Origin of the sequence: Chelatococcus sp. CO-6 (assembly GCF_001271345.1) — a bacterium.
Classification (GTDB): domain Bacteria; phylum Pseudomonadota; class Alphaproteobacteria; order Rhizobiales; family Beijerinckiaceae; genus Chelatococcus_A; species Chelatococcus_A caeni.
Genome location: NZ_CP012398.1, coordinates 1527680 through 1543804, shown reverse-complemented (window position 1 = coordinate 1543804; position 16125 = coordinate 1527680). Strand labels below are relative to the sequence as shown.

The window sequence follows — 16125 nt, the reverse complement described above, 5'->3', positions numbered from 1 at the left end:
GAGAGGGTTCAGACGGCAGCCGCCAGCCACGCACGTTGCCGGTGTTCTCTTGACGCTCCGCCTCAGATGCCGCGGGTCGCGCCGCCGTCGATGCGGAGCTTGGCGCCGGTGACGTAGGAGGCCTTTTCGCTCGTAAGGAAGGCGACCACGTCGGCGAATTCCTGCGGCGTGCCGTAGCGGCCGGCCGGGATCGTCGCCTTCGAGGCCTCGGCCACCTCCTCCGGCGTCTTGCCCTGGCGCTGCGCATTGGCCGCGTCGAGCTCCTCCACCCGCTCGGTCTCGATGCGCCCGGGCAGCACCACGTTCACCGTCACGCCCTGGCCGGCCACCTCGCTCGCCAGCGTCTTCGACCAGCCCACCACCGCCGAGCGGATGCCGTTCGACAGGGCAAGGCGCGGGATCGGCTGCTCGACGCCCGAGGAGGCGATGGTGACGATGCGGCCCCACTTCTTCGCCAGCATGCCGGGCAGGAGGCGCTGGGTGAGGTGGAAGAGGTTGGCCGCCATCGCCTCGAACTGCACCAGCCAGTCGGCACGCTTGGCCTCGCGCGCATCGGCCGGCGGCGGCCCGCCGGAATTGTTGACGAGGATGTCGACGCCGCCCTCCGCGATCAGCCGCTCGACGAGCGCCTCGACGCTGGCGAGGTCGGCGAGGTCGAGCCGCGCGGCGGTGACGCGCCCGCCGACCTCCGCCGGCAGGGCGCCGGCCCAGGCCGTGATCTTCTCCTCGCTGCGCGCGGCCGCGACGACGCTCGCGCCCTCTTCCGCCAGCGTGCGGGCGATCGCCGCCCCGAGGCCGCGGCTCGCCCCCAGAACCAGCGCCCGCTTGCCCTTCAGTCCAAGATCCATCGCCATATCTCCTCGTGGCCGGTGCGGCCGCATGTCGGCGCCGTTGTGCCAGCCGGGTGCGGCGCATGGCAAGCCCGGGCCGGCGGCCCGTGCGAGAAGCGCCTTTCGCGGCGCGCCGGCCGCCGCTAGATACGCGCCGAAGGGCGGCGATCGGGCAGGGAGATTCGGCCGGCGATGAGCGAAGCGGATGATTTTGTCGACGCGATCGTCGTCGGCGCGGGGGTGGTCGGGCTGGCCGTCGCACGGGCGCTCGCGCTCGCCGGCCGCTCGGTCGCGGTGCTGGAGGGCGAGGGCGCCATCGGCACCGGCACGTCCTCGCGCAACAGCGAGGTCATCCACGCCGGGCTCTATTATCCGGAAGGCAGCCTGAAGGCACGCCTCTGTGTCGAGGGGCGGCGCGCGCTCTATGCCTATTGCGCCGCGCGCGGCGTGCCGCACCGCCGTTGCGGCAAGCTGCTGGTGGCGGCGAGCGAGGACGAGATCGCCGCCGTCGCGGCGATCGCCGAGCGCGGCCGCGTCAACGGCGCCGAAGACCTCGCGATGATCTCCGGCGCCGAGGCGCGGCGCATGGAGCCGGAACTGGCAGCGGTCGCGGCGCTGTGGTCGCCGCAAACCGGCATCATCGACAGCCACGCCTATATGCTGGCGCTGCAGGGCGATGCGGAGAACGCCGGCGCCGTCCTCGCCTTCAACACGCCCTTCGTCGCGGCCGAACCCGCAGCACAAGGGTTTCTCGTCAGGACCGGCGGGGCGGAGCCCATGCGCCTTGCCTGCCGCGAGCTCGTCAATGCCGCCGGCCTCGGCGCATCGGACGTGGCGGACCGAATCGCGGGGCTGCCGTCAGATGCGGTGCCGCGCACGCGCTTCTGCAAGGGCAGCTATTTCATCCTCGCCGGGCGGGCGCCCTTCTCCCGGCTCATCTATCCGGCGCCCAGCGCCCATGGCCTCGGCGTGCACCTGACGCTCGATCTGGGCGGGCAGGCGCGCTTCGGGCCGGACACGGAGTGGGTCGAGGACATCCGTTACGAGGTCGACGGCGCGCGCCGTGCGGCCTTCGCCGCGGCGATCCGCCGCTACTGGCCCGGCCTCGACGAAGAGGCCCTGTCGCCCGGCTACAGCGGCATCCGCCCCAAGATCGTGGGGGAGGGAGAGCCGGCGGCCGATTTCCGCATCGACGGGCCGCAAACCCATGGAATGGCCGGCCTCGTCAATCTCTTCGGCATCGAGAGCCCGGGCCTCACCGCCTCGCTCGCCATCGCCGAGGAGGTTCTGGCGCGCCTCGAGGGAGGACGGCCGCCCGCCTGACGCGGCGCCGGCATGCGCTGGCCGTTCTTGCGTCCGATATATGGCAAAGCCTAGTTTCGGCACGGGAGAACGCCGAACGGGACGGGCCGACGGAGCCGGGGCATGACGGACATCGCCACACGTGTCTACAATCACAAGTGGAAGATCGACCCGATCGTCCGCTCCCTGCTCGACACGGACTTCTACAAGCTGCTGATGGCGCAGACGATCTTCCGGCGCCAGCGCGACACGCGCGTCACCTTCTCGATCCTCAACCGCTCGAAGGACATCCGCCTCGCCGACCTCGTCGAGGAAAGCGCCCTGCGCGAGCAGCTCGACCATGCCCGCAGCCTGAGGCTGACCCGCGGGGAATCGACCTGGCTGCGCGGCAACATGTTCTACGGCAAGCGCCAGATGTTCGCGCCCGAGTTCATCGAGTGGCTGGAGGGCTTCCAGCTGCCGGCCTACGACCTTCGGGTGCGCGACGGCCAGTACGAGCTCGAGTTCGACGGGCCGTGGCTGGAGACGACCTTCTGGGAGATCCCGGCGCTCGCCATCCTCAACGAGCTGCGCTCGCGTGCCGTGCTCGCCGCCATGGGCAAGTTCGAGCTGCAGGTGCTGTATGCCCGGGCCATGACACGGGTGTGGGAGAAGGTGCAGCGGCTCAAGGCCCTGCCCGGCCTGCAGATCGCGGATTTCGGCACGCGTCGCCGCCACGGCTTCCTGTGGCAGGACTGGTGCGTGCAGGCGATGATCGAGGGCCTGGGCGACGCCTTCACCGGCACCTCGAACTGCCTCATCGCCATGCGCCGCGAGGTCGAGGCCGTCGGCACCAATGCGCACGAACTGCCGATGGTCTATGCGGCGCTCGCCGACAGCGACGCCGAGCTCGCCGCCGCGCCCTACCAGGTGCTGCGCGACTGGCAGGAGGACTACGAGGGCAACCTGCTCATCATCCTGCCCGACACCTACGGCACCACGCATTTCCTGGCCGCCGCGCCGAGCTGGGTGTCGAGCTGGACGGGCATCCGCGTCGATTCCAAGGATCCGATCGAGGGCGGCGAGGAGGCGATCCGCTGGTGGCGCGAGCGCGGCGAGGACCCGCGCAAGAAGCTCGCCATCTTCTCGGACGCCCTCGACGTCACCGCCATCGAGCGCATCCACTACCATTTCGCCGGGCGCATGCGCTTCGGCTTCGGCTGGGGCACGCTGCTCACCAACGACTTCCGCGGCTTTGCGCCGGACGGGGCGCTCGACCCCATCTCGATCGTCTGCAAGGTGGTGTCGGCCAACGGCCGCCCGGCCGTGAAGCTGTCGGACAATCCCGCCAAGGCCATGGGCCCGGCGGCCGAGGTCGAGCGCTACAAGCGCGTCTTCGAGCTCGAGGAGCGCGCCGAGCGGCCGGTGCTCGTGTAGGGGGCGGCCTCAGGCCGCCTTCTTCTGGTAGTCCTTCACGTCCGAGAAGCGGATGGCCGGCCAGCGCTCCTCGTCGTAGCGCAGCGAGAAGGGGCTCGAGGCCATGAACACCGGCGCCCCGTCGAGGTCGGCGGCCATGGCGGAATTGTTCGCCGTGGCGAACTTGTCGAGCTCGGCCTTGTCGTCGGCGCTCACCCAGCGGCAGACGGAGAAGCGCGTCGTCTCGTAGGCGGCGTCGAGGCCGTATTCCGTCTTCAGCCGTTCGATCAGCACGTCGAGCTGCAGCGCGCCGACGACGCCGACGATGGCGCCCGAGCCGTCGTTGGGGATGAAGAGCTGCACGACGCCTTCCTCGGCGAGCTGCTCGAGCGCCTCCCGCAGCTTCTTGGCCTTCATCGCATCCTTGATGGAGATGCGGCGCAGGATCTCGGGGGCGAAGCTCGGCACGCCGCGGAAGACGATGTCCTCGCCCTCGGTGAGCGTGTCGCCGATGCGCAGGGTGCCGTGGTTGGGGATGCCGACCACGTCGCCGGCATAGGCCTCGTCCGCCACCGTGCGGTCCTGCGCGAAGAAGAACTGCGGCGCGTTGAGGCTGATGGCCTTGCCGGTGCGCACGAGCTTGGCCTTCATGCCGCGTGCCAGCCGCCCCGAGCACACGCGCATGAAGGCGATGCGGTCGCGGTGGTTGGGATCCATGTTGGCCTGGATCTTGAAGACGAAGCCGGTCATCTTCGGCTCGTTCGCCTCGACGGTGCGCTTGTCCGCCTCCTGCCCGCGCGGGGAGGGGGCATAGGCGGCCATGGCGTCGATGAGGTCGCGGATGCCGAAGTTGCGCAAAGCGCTGCCGAAGAAGACCGGCGTCAGGTGTCCTTCGCGGAAGGCGGCGAGATCGAAGGGCTTCAAAGCCTCCTCGGCGAGCATCGCCTCCTCCTGCCAGGCGCCGGCCTCGTGCGCCGGCAACAGCGCCGCGAGGGCCGCATCGTCGGCGCCGCTCACCTTCATGGTCTCGTCGTCGGCGATGCGCCGCACCGTCTTCGTGCCGAAGGTATAGGTGCCGGCGAAGCTCTTGCCGGCGCCGATCGGCCAGTTGATCGGCGCGGTGTCGAGTGCCAGCGTCTTCTCGATCTCGTCGAGCAGGTCGAAGGGATCGCGGCTCTCGCGGTCGAGCTTGTTGATGAAGGTGACGATGGGAATGTCGCGCAGGCGGCAGACCTCGAAGAGCTTGCGCGTGCGCGCCTCGATGCCCTTGGCCGCGTCGATGACCATGACCGCCGCATCGACCGCGGTCAGCGTGCGGTAGGTGTCCTCCGAGAAGTCCTCGTGGCCGGGCGTGTCGAGCAGGTTGAAGACGCAGCCGCCGTATTCGAAGGTCATCACCGAGGTCACGACCGAGATGCCGCGCTCGCGCTCGATGCCCATCCAGTCCGAGCGTGTCTGCACGCGGTTGCGCTTGGCCTTGACCTCGCCGGCGAGCTGGATGGCGCCGCCGAAGAGCAGCAGCTTCTCGGTGAGCGTCGTCTTGCCCGCATCCGGGTGGGAGATGATGGCGAAGGTGCGCCGCCGCGCGATGGGGTCGGCGGGCCCGCCGTTGACGAGGGGGCTTTGCATGGGGCGTCAAAATCTTGCGGCGGCGGACCGGCAGGGAGGAAAGGCCTCGCCGGCTCCGGCTGCGCCTGGAACCACGGTTGGCGCGTTCTTTCCAGCCATTGGCGGCCGTGTCAATGGCAGGCATTGACGGAGCGTTCGGCGCGCCGGATCCTGCACTCGTGAACGGGAGCCGATGATGGCAGGGATCCGGATCGACGAAGCGGACGTCCTCCTCGTCGTCGACGTGCAGAATGACTTCTGTCCCGGCGGCGCGCTGGCGGTCGAGGGCGGGGACGCCATCGTGCCGGTGGTCAACGCGCTCGCGCGGCGCTTCGCCCACGTCATCCTGACGCAGGACTGGCACAAGCCGGGCCACCTGTCCTTCGCCTCGGCCCATCCCGGCCGCAGGCCCTTCGAGACCGTCGAGATGTCCTACGGGCCGCAGGTGCTGTGGCCGGACCATTGCGTCGAGGACACGCCGGGCGCCGAATTCCACCCGGATCTCGACGTGCCCCATGCCGAGCTCATCCTGCGCAAGGGCTTCGACCCGGCGATCGATTCCTACTCGGCCTTCTACGAGAACGACCGCGTGACGCCGACGGGGCTCGGCGGCTATCTCAAGGAGCGGGGCCTGAGGCGCGTCTTCCTCGCCGGCCTCGCGCTCGACTTCTGCGTGCGCTACTCGGCCGAGGATGCGCACGGCCACGGCTTCGCGGTCGCGGTCATCGAGGACGCCTGTCGCGCCATCGACCTTAACGGGTCGCTGGCCGCGACCGAGGCAGCGTTCGCGGCGCTCGGCATCGCCCAGGTGGATGCGGCGGATATCGGCTGAGCGGAATGGCCTTGCCGTCATGCCCGCGCTTGTCGCGGGCATCCTCGCCCCAACACGGGCATCAGGCTGAAGGGCGTGGATGGCCGGGACGAGCCCGGCCATGACGGACGGGAGCGGTCCTTTCGCCCCGCTTCTGCCCCTTCAGCCGAACCGCCGTATGGCCTCTGGCGCGCGGCGGCGCTCAGCTGGCAGCGTTCGCGACGCTGCTCAATGCGCCTCTTCCCAGTTGCCCGCGGCCCTCGCCTCGACCTCGAGCGGCACGGCGAGCGCCACGGCGGGGTTGGGCGCCTCGCGCATCACGTGGGTGATGACCGGCAGCGTCCTGTCCACCTCGCTCTCCGGCACCTCGAAGACGAGCTCGTCGTGCACCTGCAGCAGCATGCGCGCGCTAAGGCCGGCCTTCTCCAGCGCCTCGTCCATGCGCACCATGGCGCGGCGGATGATGTCGGCGGCCGTGCCCTGGATCGGGGCGTTGATCGCCTGGCGCTCGACGAAGGCGCGCTCGGAGGGGTTGGAGGACTTGATCTGCGGGTAATGGCAGATGCGGCCGAAGAGCGTCGTCACATAGCCGTTCTCGCGGCAGAAGCGCTTGGTTTCGTCCATGTAGTCGCGGATGCCGGGGAAGCGCTCGAAATATTTCCGGATATAGGCCGAGGCCTCCTCGCGCGGGATGCCGAGCTGGTTGGCGAGGCCGAAGGCCGAGATGCCGTAGATGATGCCGAAGTTGATGGCCTTGGCGCGCCGGCGCACCAGGGGGTCCATGCCCTTCACCGGCACGCCGAACATCTCGGAGGCGGTCATGGCGTGGATGTCGATGCCGTCGGCGAAGGCCTGCCGCAGCTGCGGGATGTCGGCGATATGGGCGAGGACGCGCAGCTCGATCTGGCTGTAGTCGGCCGAGACGAGCTTGGTGCCCGGCGCGGCGACGAAGGCGGTGCGGATCTTGCGCCCCTCTTCCGTTCGCACCGGGATGTTCTGGATGTTCGGCTCCGACGACGACAGGCGCCCGGTCGTGGTCGCGGCGAGCGAGAAGCACGTGTGCACGCGATGCGTCTCGGGATTGACGTAGCCGGGCAGCGCATCGGTGTAGGTGGACTTCAGCTTGGCGAGCTGGCGCCAGTCGAGGATCTTCGACGGCAGCGGGTGGCCCTCGGCGGCGAGGTCCTCCAGCACGCCGGCGCCGGTCGCCCACTGGCCGGTCTTGGTCTTCTTGGCGCCGGGCAGGCCCATCCTGCCAAAGAGGATGTCGCCCAATTGCTTCGGGCTGCCGATGGTGAAGCGCTCGCCGGCGATGGCGTAGATCTCCTCCTCGAGCCCGGCGAGCTTCTGGGCGAAGTCGCCGGACAGGCGCGAGAGGATGGTGCGGTCGATGGCGATGCCGCGGCTCTCCATGCGCGCCAATGTCGCCACCATCGGCCGCTCCAGCGTCTCGTAGACGCTCGTGCGGCCCTCCGCGACGAGGCGCGGCTTCAGCGCGAGCCACAGGCGCAAGGTGACGTCCGCATCCTCGGCGGCATAGGCGGTCGCCTTGTCGATCGCCACCTTGTCGAAGGTGACCTGCGCCTTGCCGGAGCCGGCGACCTCCGAGAAGGCGATGGGCGTATGGCCGAGATGCTTCTCCGACAAGGCGTCCATGCCGTGCAAGCTGCGGCCGGCATCGAGGACATAGGAGATCAGCATCGTGTCGTCGTAGGACGCGAGCGTGATGCCGTGGCGGGCGAAGATGAGCCAGTCGTATTTCAGGTTCTGGCCGATCTTGAGGACGGAAGGATCCTCGAGGAGAGGCTTCAGCCGCGCCACCGCCTCGCGCAGCGGGATCTGGCCGGCGGCAAGGCCGTTGCCGAAGAGGTCGTCGCCGTCGCGGTGCTGCAGGGGCACGTAGCAGGCCTTGCCGGGTGCCGTGGCGAGCGAGAAGCCGACGAGCTCGGCCTGCATGGCATCGACCGAGTTCGTCTCCGTGTCGACGGCCACGTGGCCGCGCTCGCGTGCCTCGGCGATCCACTCGTCGAGACGCGCGAGGCTCGTCACCGTCTCGTAGGTGCTGCGGTCGACCGGGGCCGTCGCCTCGGCCGCGCGGCTCGCGACGAGGGCGGCCGGGACGAGGAGCTCGTCGCCCGGCCCGGCGGGCGCCGTCGAGGGGGCCGTGGACGCGGGGCCTTCGGCCGTCTCGCCGGGGCTCCAGCCGAGGCCGGCGCCGGGCGCGGCGAGGCGGGCGTCCGGCTCGACGGCGGCGATGTCGATCTCGTAGAGCTCGCCGACGCGCTTGGTGATGGTGGTGAACTCCATCGCCTTCAGGAAGGCGACGAGGCTCTGCGGCTCCGGCGGCACGAGCGCGAGGTCTGTCAGCGGCGTCTCGACGGTCACGTTGTCGACGAGCGAGACGAGCCGGCGGGAGACGAGGATCTGCTCGACGATGTCCGGGTTGGTCAGCGTCTCGCGCCGCTTGGGCTGCTTGATCTCGCCGGCGCGGGCGATGAGCGTGTCGAGGTCGCCGTATTCGCCGATGAGCTGGGCGGCTGTCTTGATGCCGATGCCGGGGGCGCCGGGCACGTTGTCGGTCGAATCGCCGGCGAGCGACTGCACGTCGACCACCTTCTGCGGCTCGACGCCGAAATATTCCAGCACCTCGTCGCGGCCGATGCGCCGCTCGGGACGGAAGCTGCCCTTCGACTGGGTGCCGGAGGCCGGATCGTACATGGCGACGCCCGGCCGGATGAGCTGCATCAGGTCCTTGTCGGCGGAGATGATGAGCACGTCGGCGCCGGCCTCCGTCGCCTCGCGCGCATAGGTGGCGATGAGGTCGTCCGCCTCGTAGCGGTCCTGCTCCACCGGCTTGAGGCCGAAGGCGCGCACGGCCTCGCGCATCAGCGGGAACTGCGGGATGAGATCTTCCGGCGGTTCCTGCCGGTTCGCCTTGTAGGGCGGATAGATCTCCTTGCGGAAGGACTGCTCCGACTTGTCGAAGATGATGGCAAGATGGGTCGGGGTGATGCCGACCGCGCCCTCGCGGATGAACTGGAACAGCTTGGTGCAGAACAGGCGCACGGCGCCGGTGGGCAGGCCGTCCGAGCGGTAGTTGTACTTCCGGTCCTGGTTCATGGACTGGAAATAGGCGCGGAAGACGAAGGACGAGCCGTCGACGAGGAAGACGTGGTCGCCCGGCTTCAGCGCACGGGCGGCGTGGACGGCAACGGCGGGGGCGGCTTGCTCGGACATGGCTCTCGGACGGGTGCTTCTCGGGAATCGCCGGTAAGGTCGGGGCGGGACTATGCCACGCCTCGCCCGCGTTCGCGATCCGTTTCGCTCGCCGTCCGGGGAAAACGGCCGTCAGCCGGCCGGCGCGAGACGCGCCGGGGCGGCGATGTGGCAGGCCCGCGGCCGCACGAAGAGCATGTCGAGCACCGTGCCGCGGATCAGCCGCTCGAAGACGAGCGGCGTAACGACGCCCGCCGCCGTCACGAGGGCGGCGCCCCAGCCGACGCCGATGATGTCGACGAGGCCGGTCTTGACGAGGAGGACGCGCATCGCCGCCATCGGCAGGAAGAAGGCGAGATAGACGACGATGGAGCGCTCGCCGCAATAGGTCAGCGGGCCGGCGAGGCCGCGCGCGACGAGCAGCGAGGCGGCGGCCGTGATGGCGACGGCGCCGGCAAGGCCGAGGACGAGGCTCACCCCCGGCAGGGCGGCAATCGTCTCGTGCCCGCTCACCCCGCTCGGCGCGAAGGCGGCGAAGCCGTTGACGAGGGCCCAGAGGCCGAGCCCGAGGAGCGCCGGCAGCGCATTGTTGCCCGCCCAGGATGCGATGGCGAAGACGCGTGGGGCGAGGACGTAGCCGGCGGCGAAATAGACGAAATAGGCGGCGAAGGCGTCGATCGCGAGCCAGCCGCTCTCGACGTGGGCGATCTGCAGCGCGGCGGCGCCGGCGAGGAGCACGGCCGGCGGCAGGCGGCGCAGCAGCCTCACCGCCACCGAATAGACGGCGAGCATGTAGATGAACCACAGGGTGCCGAAGGGCTCGATGAAGCCGAGCGCGAAGAGGCGGACGAGCTCGGCCGGGTCGCCGCCGGCGAGGCCCCAGCCTTTCATCGCGAACTGGATGACGTACCAGACCCCGTAGAAATAGAGGAAATGCACGATGCGCCGGTCGGCGAAGGTGCGCCAGTCGCGCGCAACGGCCCGGGCGAGGAAGAGGCCGGAGACGAGAAAGAAGTCGGGCATGCGGAAGGGCTTGGCGAAGGCGACCACCTCGTGCATCCAGCCCTCGCGGCCCACCGCCTCGCCGAGGCCGAGCGTCGCATGCATCATGACGACGAGGATGATGCAGATGCCCTTGGCGGCATCGACCCAGGCGATGCGCTCACCGGTCGGCAATGGCGACGTCATGCTGGCTGCTCCCGTTATGGCACGCCCTGTCCCGCAATGCGACGCCGGCCAGGCTGGCGGCCGGCGTGCGCTCTCTTCCGGGCTTTGTCCAGCAAGCCTCGTGCCGGATGGCGGAGAGGACCTCAGATGATGCCGCGCGCGCCTTCCGGATCGAAGGCGGCGTGGAGGCGCGAGGCGGCGGCGCGGGCAAAGCGCAGCGTCACCTCCTTGCGGCGGGCGCCGGGCAGCGGATGGAGGGGCGCCTCGCGCAGCATGGCGGCGCCGTACTGGTCGGCGACGATGAGCCCCGTCGCCTCGGGCAGCACCTCCTGCGGGAAGTCGTCGGTGACGGCGAAGAACAGGCGGTCGCAATAGGCCCGGTAGTCCTGCCATTTGCCATCGGTGCGGAAGTCGGCGAGGCACGACTTGACCTCGACGACGGTGATGCGCCCGTCAGGGGCGAGCGCCACCACGTCGGCCCGGCGCCCCGAGGCGAGGGTGAGCTCCGTCACCGTCACCTGGCCGAGGCCGGCGAAGAGCCGCCGCACGCCGCGCTGCACGGCGAGCGCGACCGGCGACTGGCGCCCGTCCTCCGGCAGCACCAGGACGCTGTCCACCCGGGAGGCCAAGTCACCCATTGGCGTCACTCATCGCTATCACTCTCCCGCCCGTCGGTCCCTGCCTTCGCACAGCTTTGGTCTCACATCATGGCAGGCATCGGCATGAAGGAGGCGATCACGAGCGACAGGATGAAGCTCATGACGAGGGCGATGATCACGACCACGGCGGTGAACAGACCGGCCTTGCCCTCCGCCACTCCCATGAGCCGCGGCGCCCCGACATAGAGCAGATAGATGCCGTAGAGCCCGAGGATGGCGAGGAAGCCGAGCACCGGCACGAGGAGGAAGACGCCGGTCAGCCAGGCCGGCGTGTAGGAATAGGCCGCCAGCTTGAAGGCAGGGAGCATGCCCTTGCGGCCGCCGAAGCGCGGGGCCAGCGCATCGATGACGAGCGCCACGAGGTAGACGATGAGGAGCCCGAGCCCGAACTGCAGGGCAGCCATCACGAGGCCGCTGAAGAAGGGCAAGCGCATGCGGCCCTCGCCCATGCTGAAGCCCAGCACCGACATGCCGATGAAGCCGCAGACGGCCGGGATGAGCGCGAGCGGAACGACATAGTTGCGGTAGATGTCGCCGACCGTGCCCCCCTCGGCCGCGATCACGGGCCATTCGGTCCGCGGCGTGACGATGATGTTCCTTGCCCTGTCGACCAGCCCCATGTGCCATCTCCCTCGCGGAGGCCGCGGCTTCCAGCCGCGGCGAAACGACGCAACATATGCCGGAAACGCCCGGGCGGAAACCGGCCGGGGTCGCGCCCGGTCAGGCGGTGCGCGCATCCTCGGCCATCATGGCGGCCGCCTTGTCGGCGATCATCATGGTGGGCGAGTTGGTGTTGCCGGAGGTGATAGTCGGCATCACCGACGCATCGGCGATACGCAGGCCGACGATGCCGCGCACCCGAAGCCGCGCGTCGACGACGGCCAGCGGATCGTCGTCGCGGCCCATGCGCGCCGTGCCGACGGGATGGAAGATGGTGGTGCCGAGATCGCCCGCCGCGCCGGCGAGCTCCTCGTCGCTCGCCAGATGCGTTCCCGGCTTGAACTCCTCGGGTGAGAAGCGGGCGAGCGGCGGGGCGGCGGCGAGCCGGCGCGTGAGGCGGATGGCATCGACCGCGACGCGCCGGTCCTCCTCGGTGGAGAGGTAGTTCGGCGCGATCGCCGGCGGCACGCGCGCCTCCGGGCTCTTCGCATGGACCGAGCCGCGGCTCGTCGGGCGCAGGTTGCAGACGCTCGCGGTGAAGGCGGGGAAGGGGTGCAGCCGGTCGCCGAACTTGTCGAGCGACAGCGGCTGGATGTGGAACTGCAGGTTCGGCGTCTCGTACTCCGGCGAGGAGCGGGTGAAGATGCCGAGCTGCGAGGGAGCCATGGTCAGCGGCCCGCGCCGGAAGAGGGCATATTCGAGCGCCATGGCGGCGCGTCTGGCGAGCCGCGCATAGTCCTCGTTGAGGGTGCGCACGCCCGAGACCTTGAAGATGGGGCGGAGCTGCAGATGGTCCTGCAGGTTCTCGCCGACGCCCGGCAGGTCGCGCACGGGGGCGATGCCGAGCCCGGCGAGCCGGGCCGCATCGCCGATGCCGCTCACCTCGAGCAACTGCGGCGTGCCGACGGCGCCGGCGGCGAGCACCACCTCGCCGCGGGCGCGCATGGTGAAGCGCTCGCCGCCGCGCGAGAAGACGACGCCGGTGGCGCGGCCGTCCTCGACGAGGATGCGCTCCACGTGCACCCCCGTCTCCAGACGAAGGTTCCGACGGCCGAGGACCGGCTTCAGGAAGCCGCGCGCCGCGCTCCAGCGGCGGCCGTTCTTCTGGTTCACCTGGAAGTACGAGGAGCCGAAATTGTCGCCGGTGTTGAAATCGTCAACCTTGGGGATGCCGAGGCTCTCGGCGGCGTCCTGCACGGCGTCGAGCAGGTCCCAGCGCATGCGCGGATAGTCGACGCACCATTCCCCGCCGCTGCGGTGCAGCGCATTGGGTGGGGCGACGTGGTTCTCCATCGACAGGAAATGGGGCAGGACGTCGTCCCAGCCCCAGCCGGCAAGGCCCATCTGCCGCCAGCGCTCGTAGTCCGCCGCCTGGCCGCGCATGTAGATCATGGCGTTGATGGCGGAGCAGCCGCCGATGACCTTGCCGCGCGGATAGGCGAGCTCGCGGCCGTTGAGGCCGGCCACGGCCTCCGTGCGAAACATCCAGTCGGCGCGCGGATTGCCGATGGCGAAGAGATAGCCGACGGGGATGTGGAACCATACCCAGTTGTCGCGGCCGCCGGCCTCCAGGAGGAGGACGGACCGCTTCGGGTCCGCCGACAGGCGGTTGGCGAGCACGCAGCCGGCCGAGCCGGCGCCGACGACGATGTAGTCGAAGGTTTCCCCCTCATCGCTCGCAGGTGCCACGCCATCCTCCCCAAGCCTTGCCGTTTCTTGATGTGCAGAAGGACACGGCGCGGCGGCTCATGGCAAGTCATGCTGCGGTGATGCTTTGGCCAGACCGCATGTCGGCTCGCCGCACCGCGCCCGGCCATCTTCCTGCAAAAGCTGTTCAAACTTTCGCGAAACGTCAGTAGGGTCGTCGCCACGGGTTGCCGCACCGCGGCCCGCCACAGGCCGCCGGAGAACCATGGAACGCGATCCCCTACGACTTGCCTGGCGCAGCAATCGCGGCCTCAATCTGGTGATCGCCCTCGTCGGCCTCCTCCTGGCGGTCGCCGTCCTTCTTTTTCTCGTCGTGCTGGCGACCCTGATCGACGACGTCCTCATCGGCGGGCGTTTCGCCGATATCGACGCGCAGGCGCCGTTCCTGCGCCTCGCCTTCGGGCTGCCCGCGGTCTTCGGCGGCGGTGAGGTCGTCGTGTCCGAGGGCATTCTCCTCGGCCGCGATGCCTATATGGCGGCGGCCATCGCAACGCTCATTGCCCTCATCCTCCTGCAGGTGGGGCTCAGGGCGCTGGTCTCCCTTCTTGCTGCGACGGCAGCGAGCCGCGCCACGAACGGGCTCAGGAAGGATATCTTCGGCCGCATCGTCACGGCCCGGCCCTCGGCGCGGGACGAGGCGGAGGCGGCAGCCCGGCAGATCGGCGAAGGCGTCGGCCGGCTCGCGCCGGTGCTCCGGGAGGCGCTTGCCGTGCCGCTCAGCGTCGGCCCGGAGATCCTCGTCATCCTCGCCTTCGGCTTCGCGCAGCACCTGTCCATCGGGCTCCTCTTCCTCGGCGGGGCCATCGCTGCCGCCGTCCTGATGCGGCCGCTCGACGAGGCAAGGGCTGCGCTCGGCCTCGTCGCGCGCGACGGCGACCGGGAATCGGGGCGCATGGCCCAGGAGGCGGCCCGCCGGTTGCCCGCCATCCGCATTCACGGCACGGGCGAGGCGGAGCTCGCCGGTTTCGGCGCCATGCTGGCGCGGCTGTCCGCCCGGCAGGTCGCGCAGGCGCGGCGCCAGATCGGGCTGCAGGCGCTCGTCGCCATCGTCCGCTACGGCCTTCCGGCGCTGTTCATCGTCATCGCGGGCAATCTCGCGGCCGAGCGGGTGCTGTCCGCCGGGGGCTTCGTCGCCGCGCTCTTCGCCGCCTTCCTGATGCTGCGGCCGGTCGATGCGCTCACGCGCTGGATTGCCGGGCAGCGCGAGGGCCGGGCGGCCCTCGAGGAGCTGGCCCGGGCCGTTGGCAGCCTCAATGCGCGTGGCGAGCGGCGCCGGCGCGCGGCGCGCCTGCCGCAGCCCTCGCCGCAGCGTGTCGGCGTCGAGGGGCTCACGGCCTTCGACCCGCATTCCGGCCACAGGCTCGAGGGCGTCGACCTTACACTCGACCTGCCGGCGCATGTCGCCCTTGCCGGGCCGCCGGGCTCGGGGGCGGACGTGCTCGCGGCCGTCCTCGGCGGGGCGCTCGATCCCACGGAGGGGCGCGTCCTCTTCGATGGCGTCGACGTCGGCGAGATGTCCGACGGCTACAGGGCGGCCGTCATCGCCTTTGCCGGGACCGATCCCGTGATGCTGGACGGCAGCCTCAGGGACAACCTGACCTACGGCGTGCCGCCGGACCTGACGCGGGACAAGGATGCGTGCGATGCCCGGCTCATCGCCGCGCTCAAGCTCGTCGGGGTCGATGCCGAGGTCTACAGCCTCGGGCTCAACGGGGCCGTCGGCGCCCATGCGGCGGCGCGCCTCGCCCCCTTCATCGCCGATGCCCGGCGGGCAGTGAGGGAGGAGCTCGCTTCCGACGGGACCGAGGATCTCGTCGATCCGTTTGCCGCCGAGCGCTACAACCGCCACGGCACGGTGGCCGAGAACATCCTCTTCGGCGTGCCCGTGGGTGACACGTTCGAGGAGCGGCGTCTCGCCCGCAACCCCTTCCTCAGGGCGGTGCTGGAGGCGGAGGATCTGACGCGGCCGCTGACCGAGATGGGCCTCGCCATCGCCACGCAGATGGTGGAGATGTTCGCCGGCATCCCGGACGACAATGCCCTCATCGAGCGCTTCTCCTTCTTCAGCGCCGAGGAGCGTGGCCGCTACGAAGGGCTGATCGCGCGCCGCGCCCAGCGCCGGCGCAGCGAGCAGGCCGAGGACCGTGATCTCCTGATCGCGCTCGCCCTGCGCTATGTGGAGACGCGGCACCGCCTCGGCCTGCTCGACGAGGCGCTGGAGGCGCGCCTCGTCGCCGCCCGGCGCACCTTCGCCCGTCTGCTGCCGCCGGGTCTTGCGCCGGCCATCGAGTTCTGGGAGGCGGAGCGGCTGTGCAGCGCCGCCTCGCTCAGCGACAACCTGCTCTTCGGCCGCGTGGCCTACGACATCGCCGGGGCGGAGGAGCGGGTGCATGCCGCCGTGCGGCGCGTGCTCGCCTCGCTCGACCTCGACGCCGAGGTGCTGCGGCTCGGGCTCTCCGCCCGCGTCGGCCCGCGCAAGGGGCTCGTCTCGCCGGTGCCGGACCGGCTGGTCGATCTCATCCGCTGCCTGGCGCGCGAGCCGCAGGTGCTCGTGGTCAGCCACATCTTCGACGGCATGACGCGAAGCGACGCCGAGGCGCTGATCGGGCGCTTGCGCCAGGGGCTCGAGAACCGCAGCCTCGTCGCCGTGCTGCCGCCGGGCCTGCCCGAGGATTGCCTCGACAGGACTGTCCATTTCTCGCGCGCCGGGCTGGCGCTGCCCCGGGCGGAGACGGAAATGGCGGATGGATCATGACCCTCCGAATCGTGA

At 70.3% G+C, this 16125-nt stretch carries 11 protein-coding genes; 4 read left to right on the top strand and 7 right to left on the bottom strand.

What is annotated here, in order from left to right:
- Positions 1-62: 62 nt before the first annotated feature.
- The gene (locus AL346_RS07240) at positions 63-848 is read right to left on the bottom strand and encodes an SDR family oxidoreductase (protein WP_053193467.1); all 786 of its coding nucleotides are present in this window, start codon (positions 846-848) and stop codon (positions 63-65) included.
- A 174-nt stretch (positions 849-1022) separates the two neighbouring features.
- Here AL346_RS07240 and AL346_RS07235 point away from each other — a divergent pair, with 174 nt between their 5' ends.
- Both AL346_RS07235 and pncB read left to right on the top strand, forming a co-directional pair.
- Positions 1023-2153: an NAD(P)/FAD-dependent oxidoreductase gene (locus AL346_RS07235; protein ID WP_019400784.1), complete on the top strand. Its 1131-nt coding sequence runs from the start codon at positions 1023-1025 to the stop codon at positions 2151-2153.
- Positions 2154-2255: 102 nt separating this feature from the next.
- Positions 2256-3548: a nicotinate phosphoribosyltransferase gene (gene pncB, locus AL346_RS07230; RefSeq protein WP_019400785.1), complete on the top strand. Its 1293-nt coding sequence runs from the start codon at positions 2256-2258 to the stop codon at positions 3546-3548.
- 9 nt (positions 3549-3557) lie between these two features.
- Here the strand turns inward: pncB and AL346_RS07225 are convergent, their stop codons facing one another.
- Positions 3558-5156, bottom strand: a complete 1599-nt coding sequence (locus tag AL346_RS07225) for a peptide chain release factor 3 (protein ID WP_019400786.1) — start codon at positions 5154-5156, stop codon at positions 3558-3560.
- A 172-nt stretch (positions 5157-5328) separates the two neighbouring features.
- Here AL346_RS07225 and pncA point away from each other — a divergent pair, with 172 nt between their 5' ends.
- Positions 5329-5967: a bifunctional nicotinamidase/pyrazinamidase gene (gene pncA, locus AL346_RS07220; RefSeq protein WP_019400787.1), complete on the top strand. Its 639-nt coding sequence runs from the start codon at positions 5329-5331 to the stop codon at positions 5965-5967.
- A 207-nt stretch (positions 5968-6174) separates the two neighbouring features.
- Here pncA and polA read toward each other — a convergent pair whose 3' ends face one another.
- From polA to AL346_RS07195, 5 genes are all read right to left on the bottom strand, one after another.
- Entirely contained in the window at positions 6175-9183 is a 3009-nt protein-coding gene (polA, locus tag AL346_RS07215; RefSeq protein WP_053193465.1) for a DNA polymerase I, read from the bottom strand.
- Between the two features lie 111 nt (positions 9184-9294).
- Complete coding sequence (locus AL346_RS07210; protein ID WP_026015617.1) at positions 9295-10350, bottom strand: acyltransferase family protein; 1056 nt, start codon at positions 10348-10350, stop codon at positions 9295-9297.
- A 122-nt stretch (positions 10351-10472) separates the two neighbouring features.
- Positions 10473-10967 carry an MmcB family DNA repair protein gene (locus tag AL346_RS07205; RefSeq protein ID WP_040405712.1) on the bottom strand — a complete coding sequence of 165 codons (495 nt, stop codon included), beginning with the start codon at positions 10965-10967 and terminating at the stop codon, positions 10473-10475.
- Positions 10968-11029: 62 nt separating this feature from the next.
- On the bottom strand, positions 11030-11608 hold the full coding sequence (locus AL346_RS07200) for a Yip1 family protein (protein ID WP_019404920.1): 579 nt from the start codon (positions 11606-11608) through the stop codon (positions 11030-11032).
- Positions 11609-11708: 100 nt separating this feature from the next.
- Positions 11709-13337, bottom strand: a complete 1629-nt coding sequence (locus AL346_RS07195; RefSeq protein ID WP_019404919.1) for a GMC family oxidoreductase — start codon at positions 13335-13337, stop codon at positions 11709-11711.
- Between the two features lie 223 nt (positions 13338-13560).
- Here AL346_RS07195 and AL346_RS07190 point away from each other — a divergent pair, with 223 nt between their 5' ends.
- Positions 13561-16110, top strand: a complete 2550-nt coding sequence (locus AL346_RS07190) for an ABC transporter ATP-binding protein (protein WP_019404918.1) — start codon at positions 13561-13563, stop codon at positions 16108-16110.
- The last annotated feature ends 15 nt before the right edge of the window (positions 16111-16125 follow it).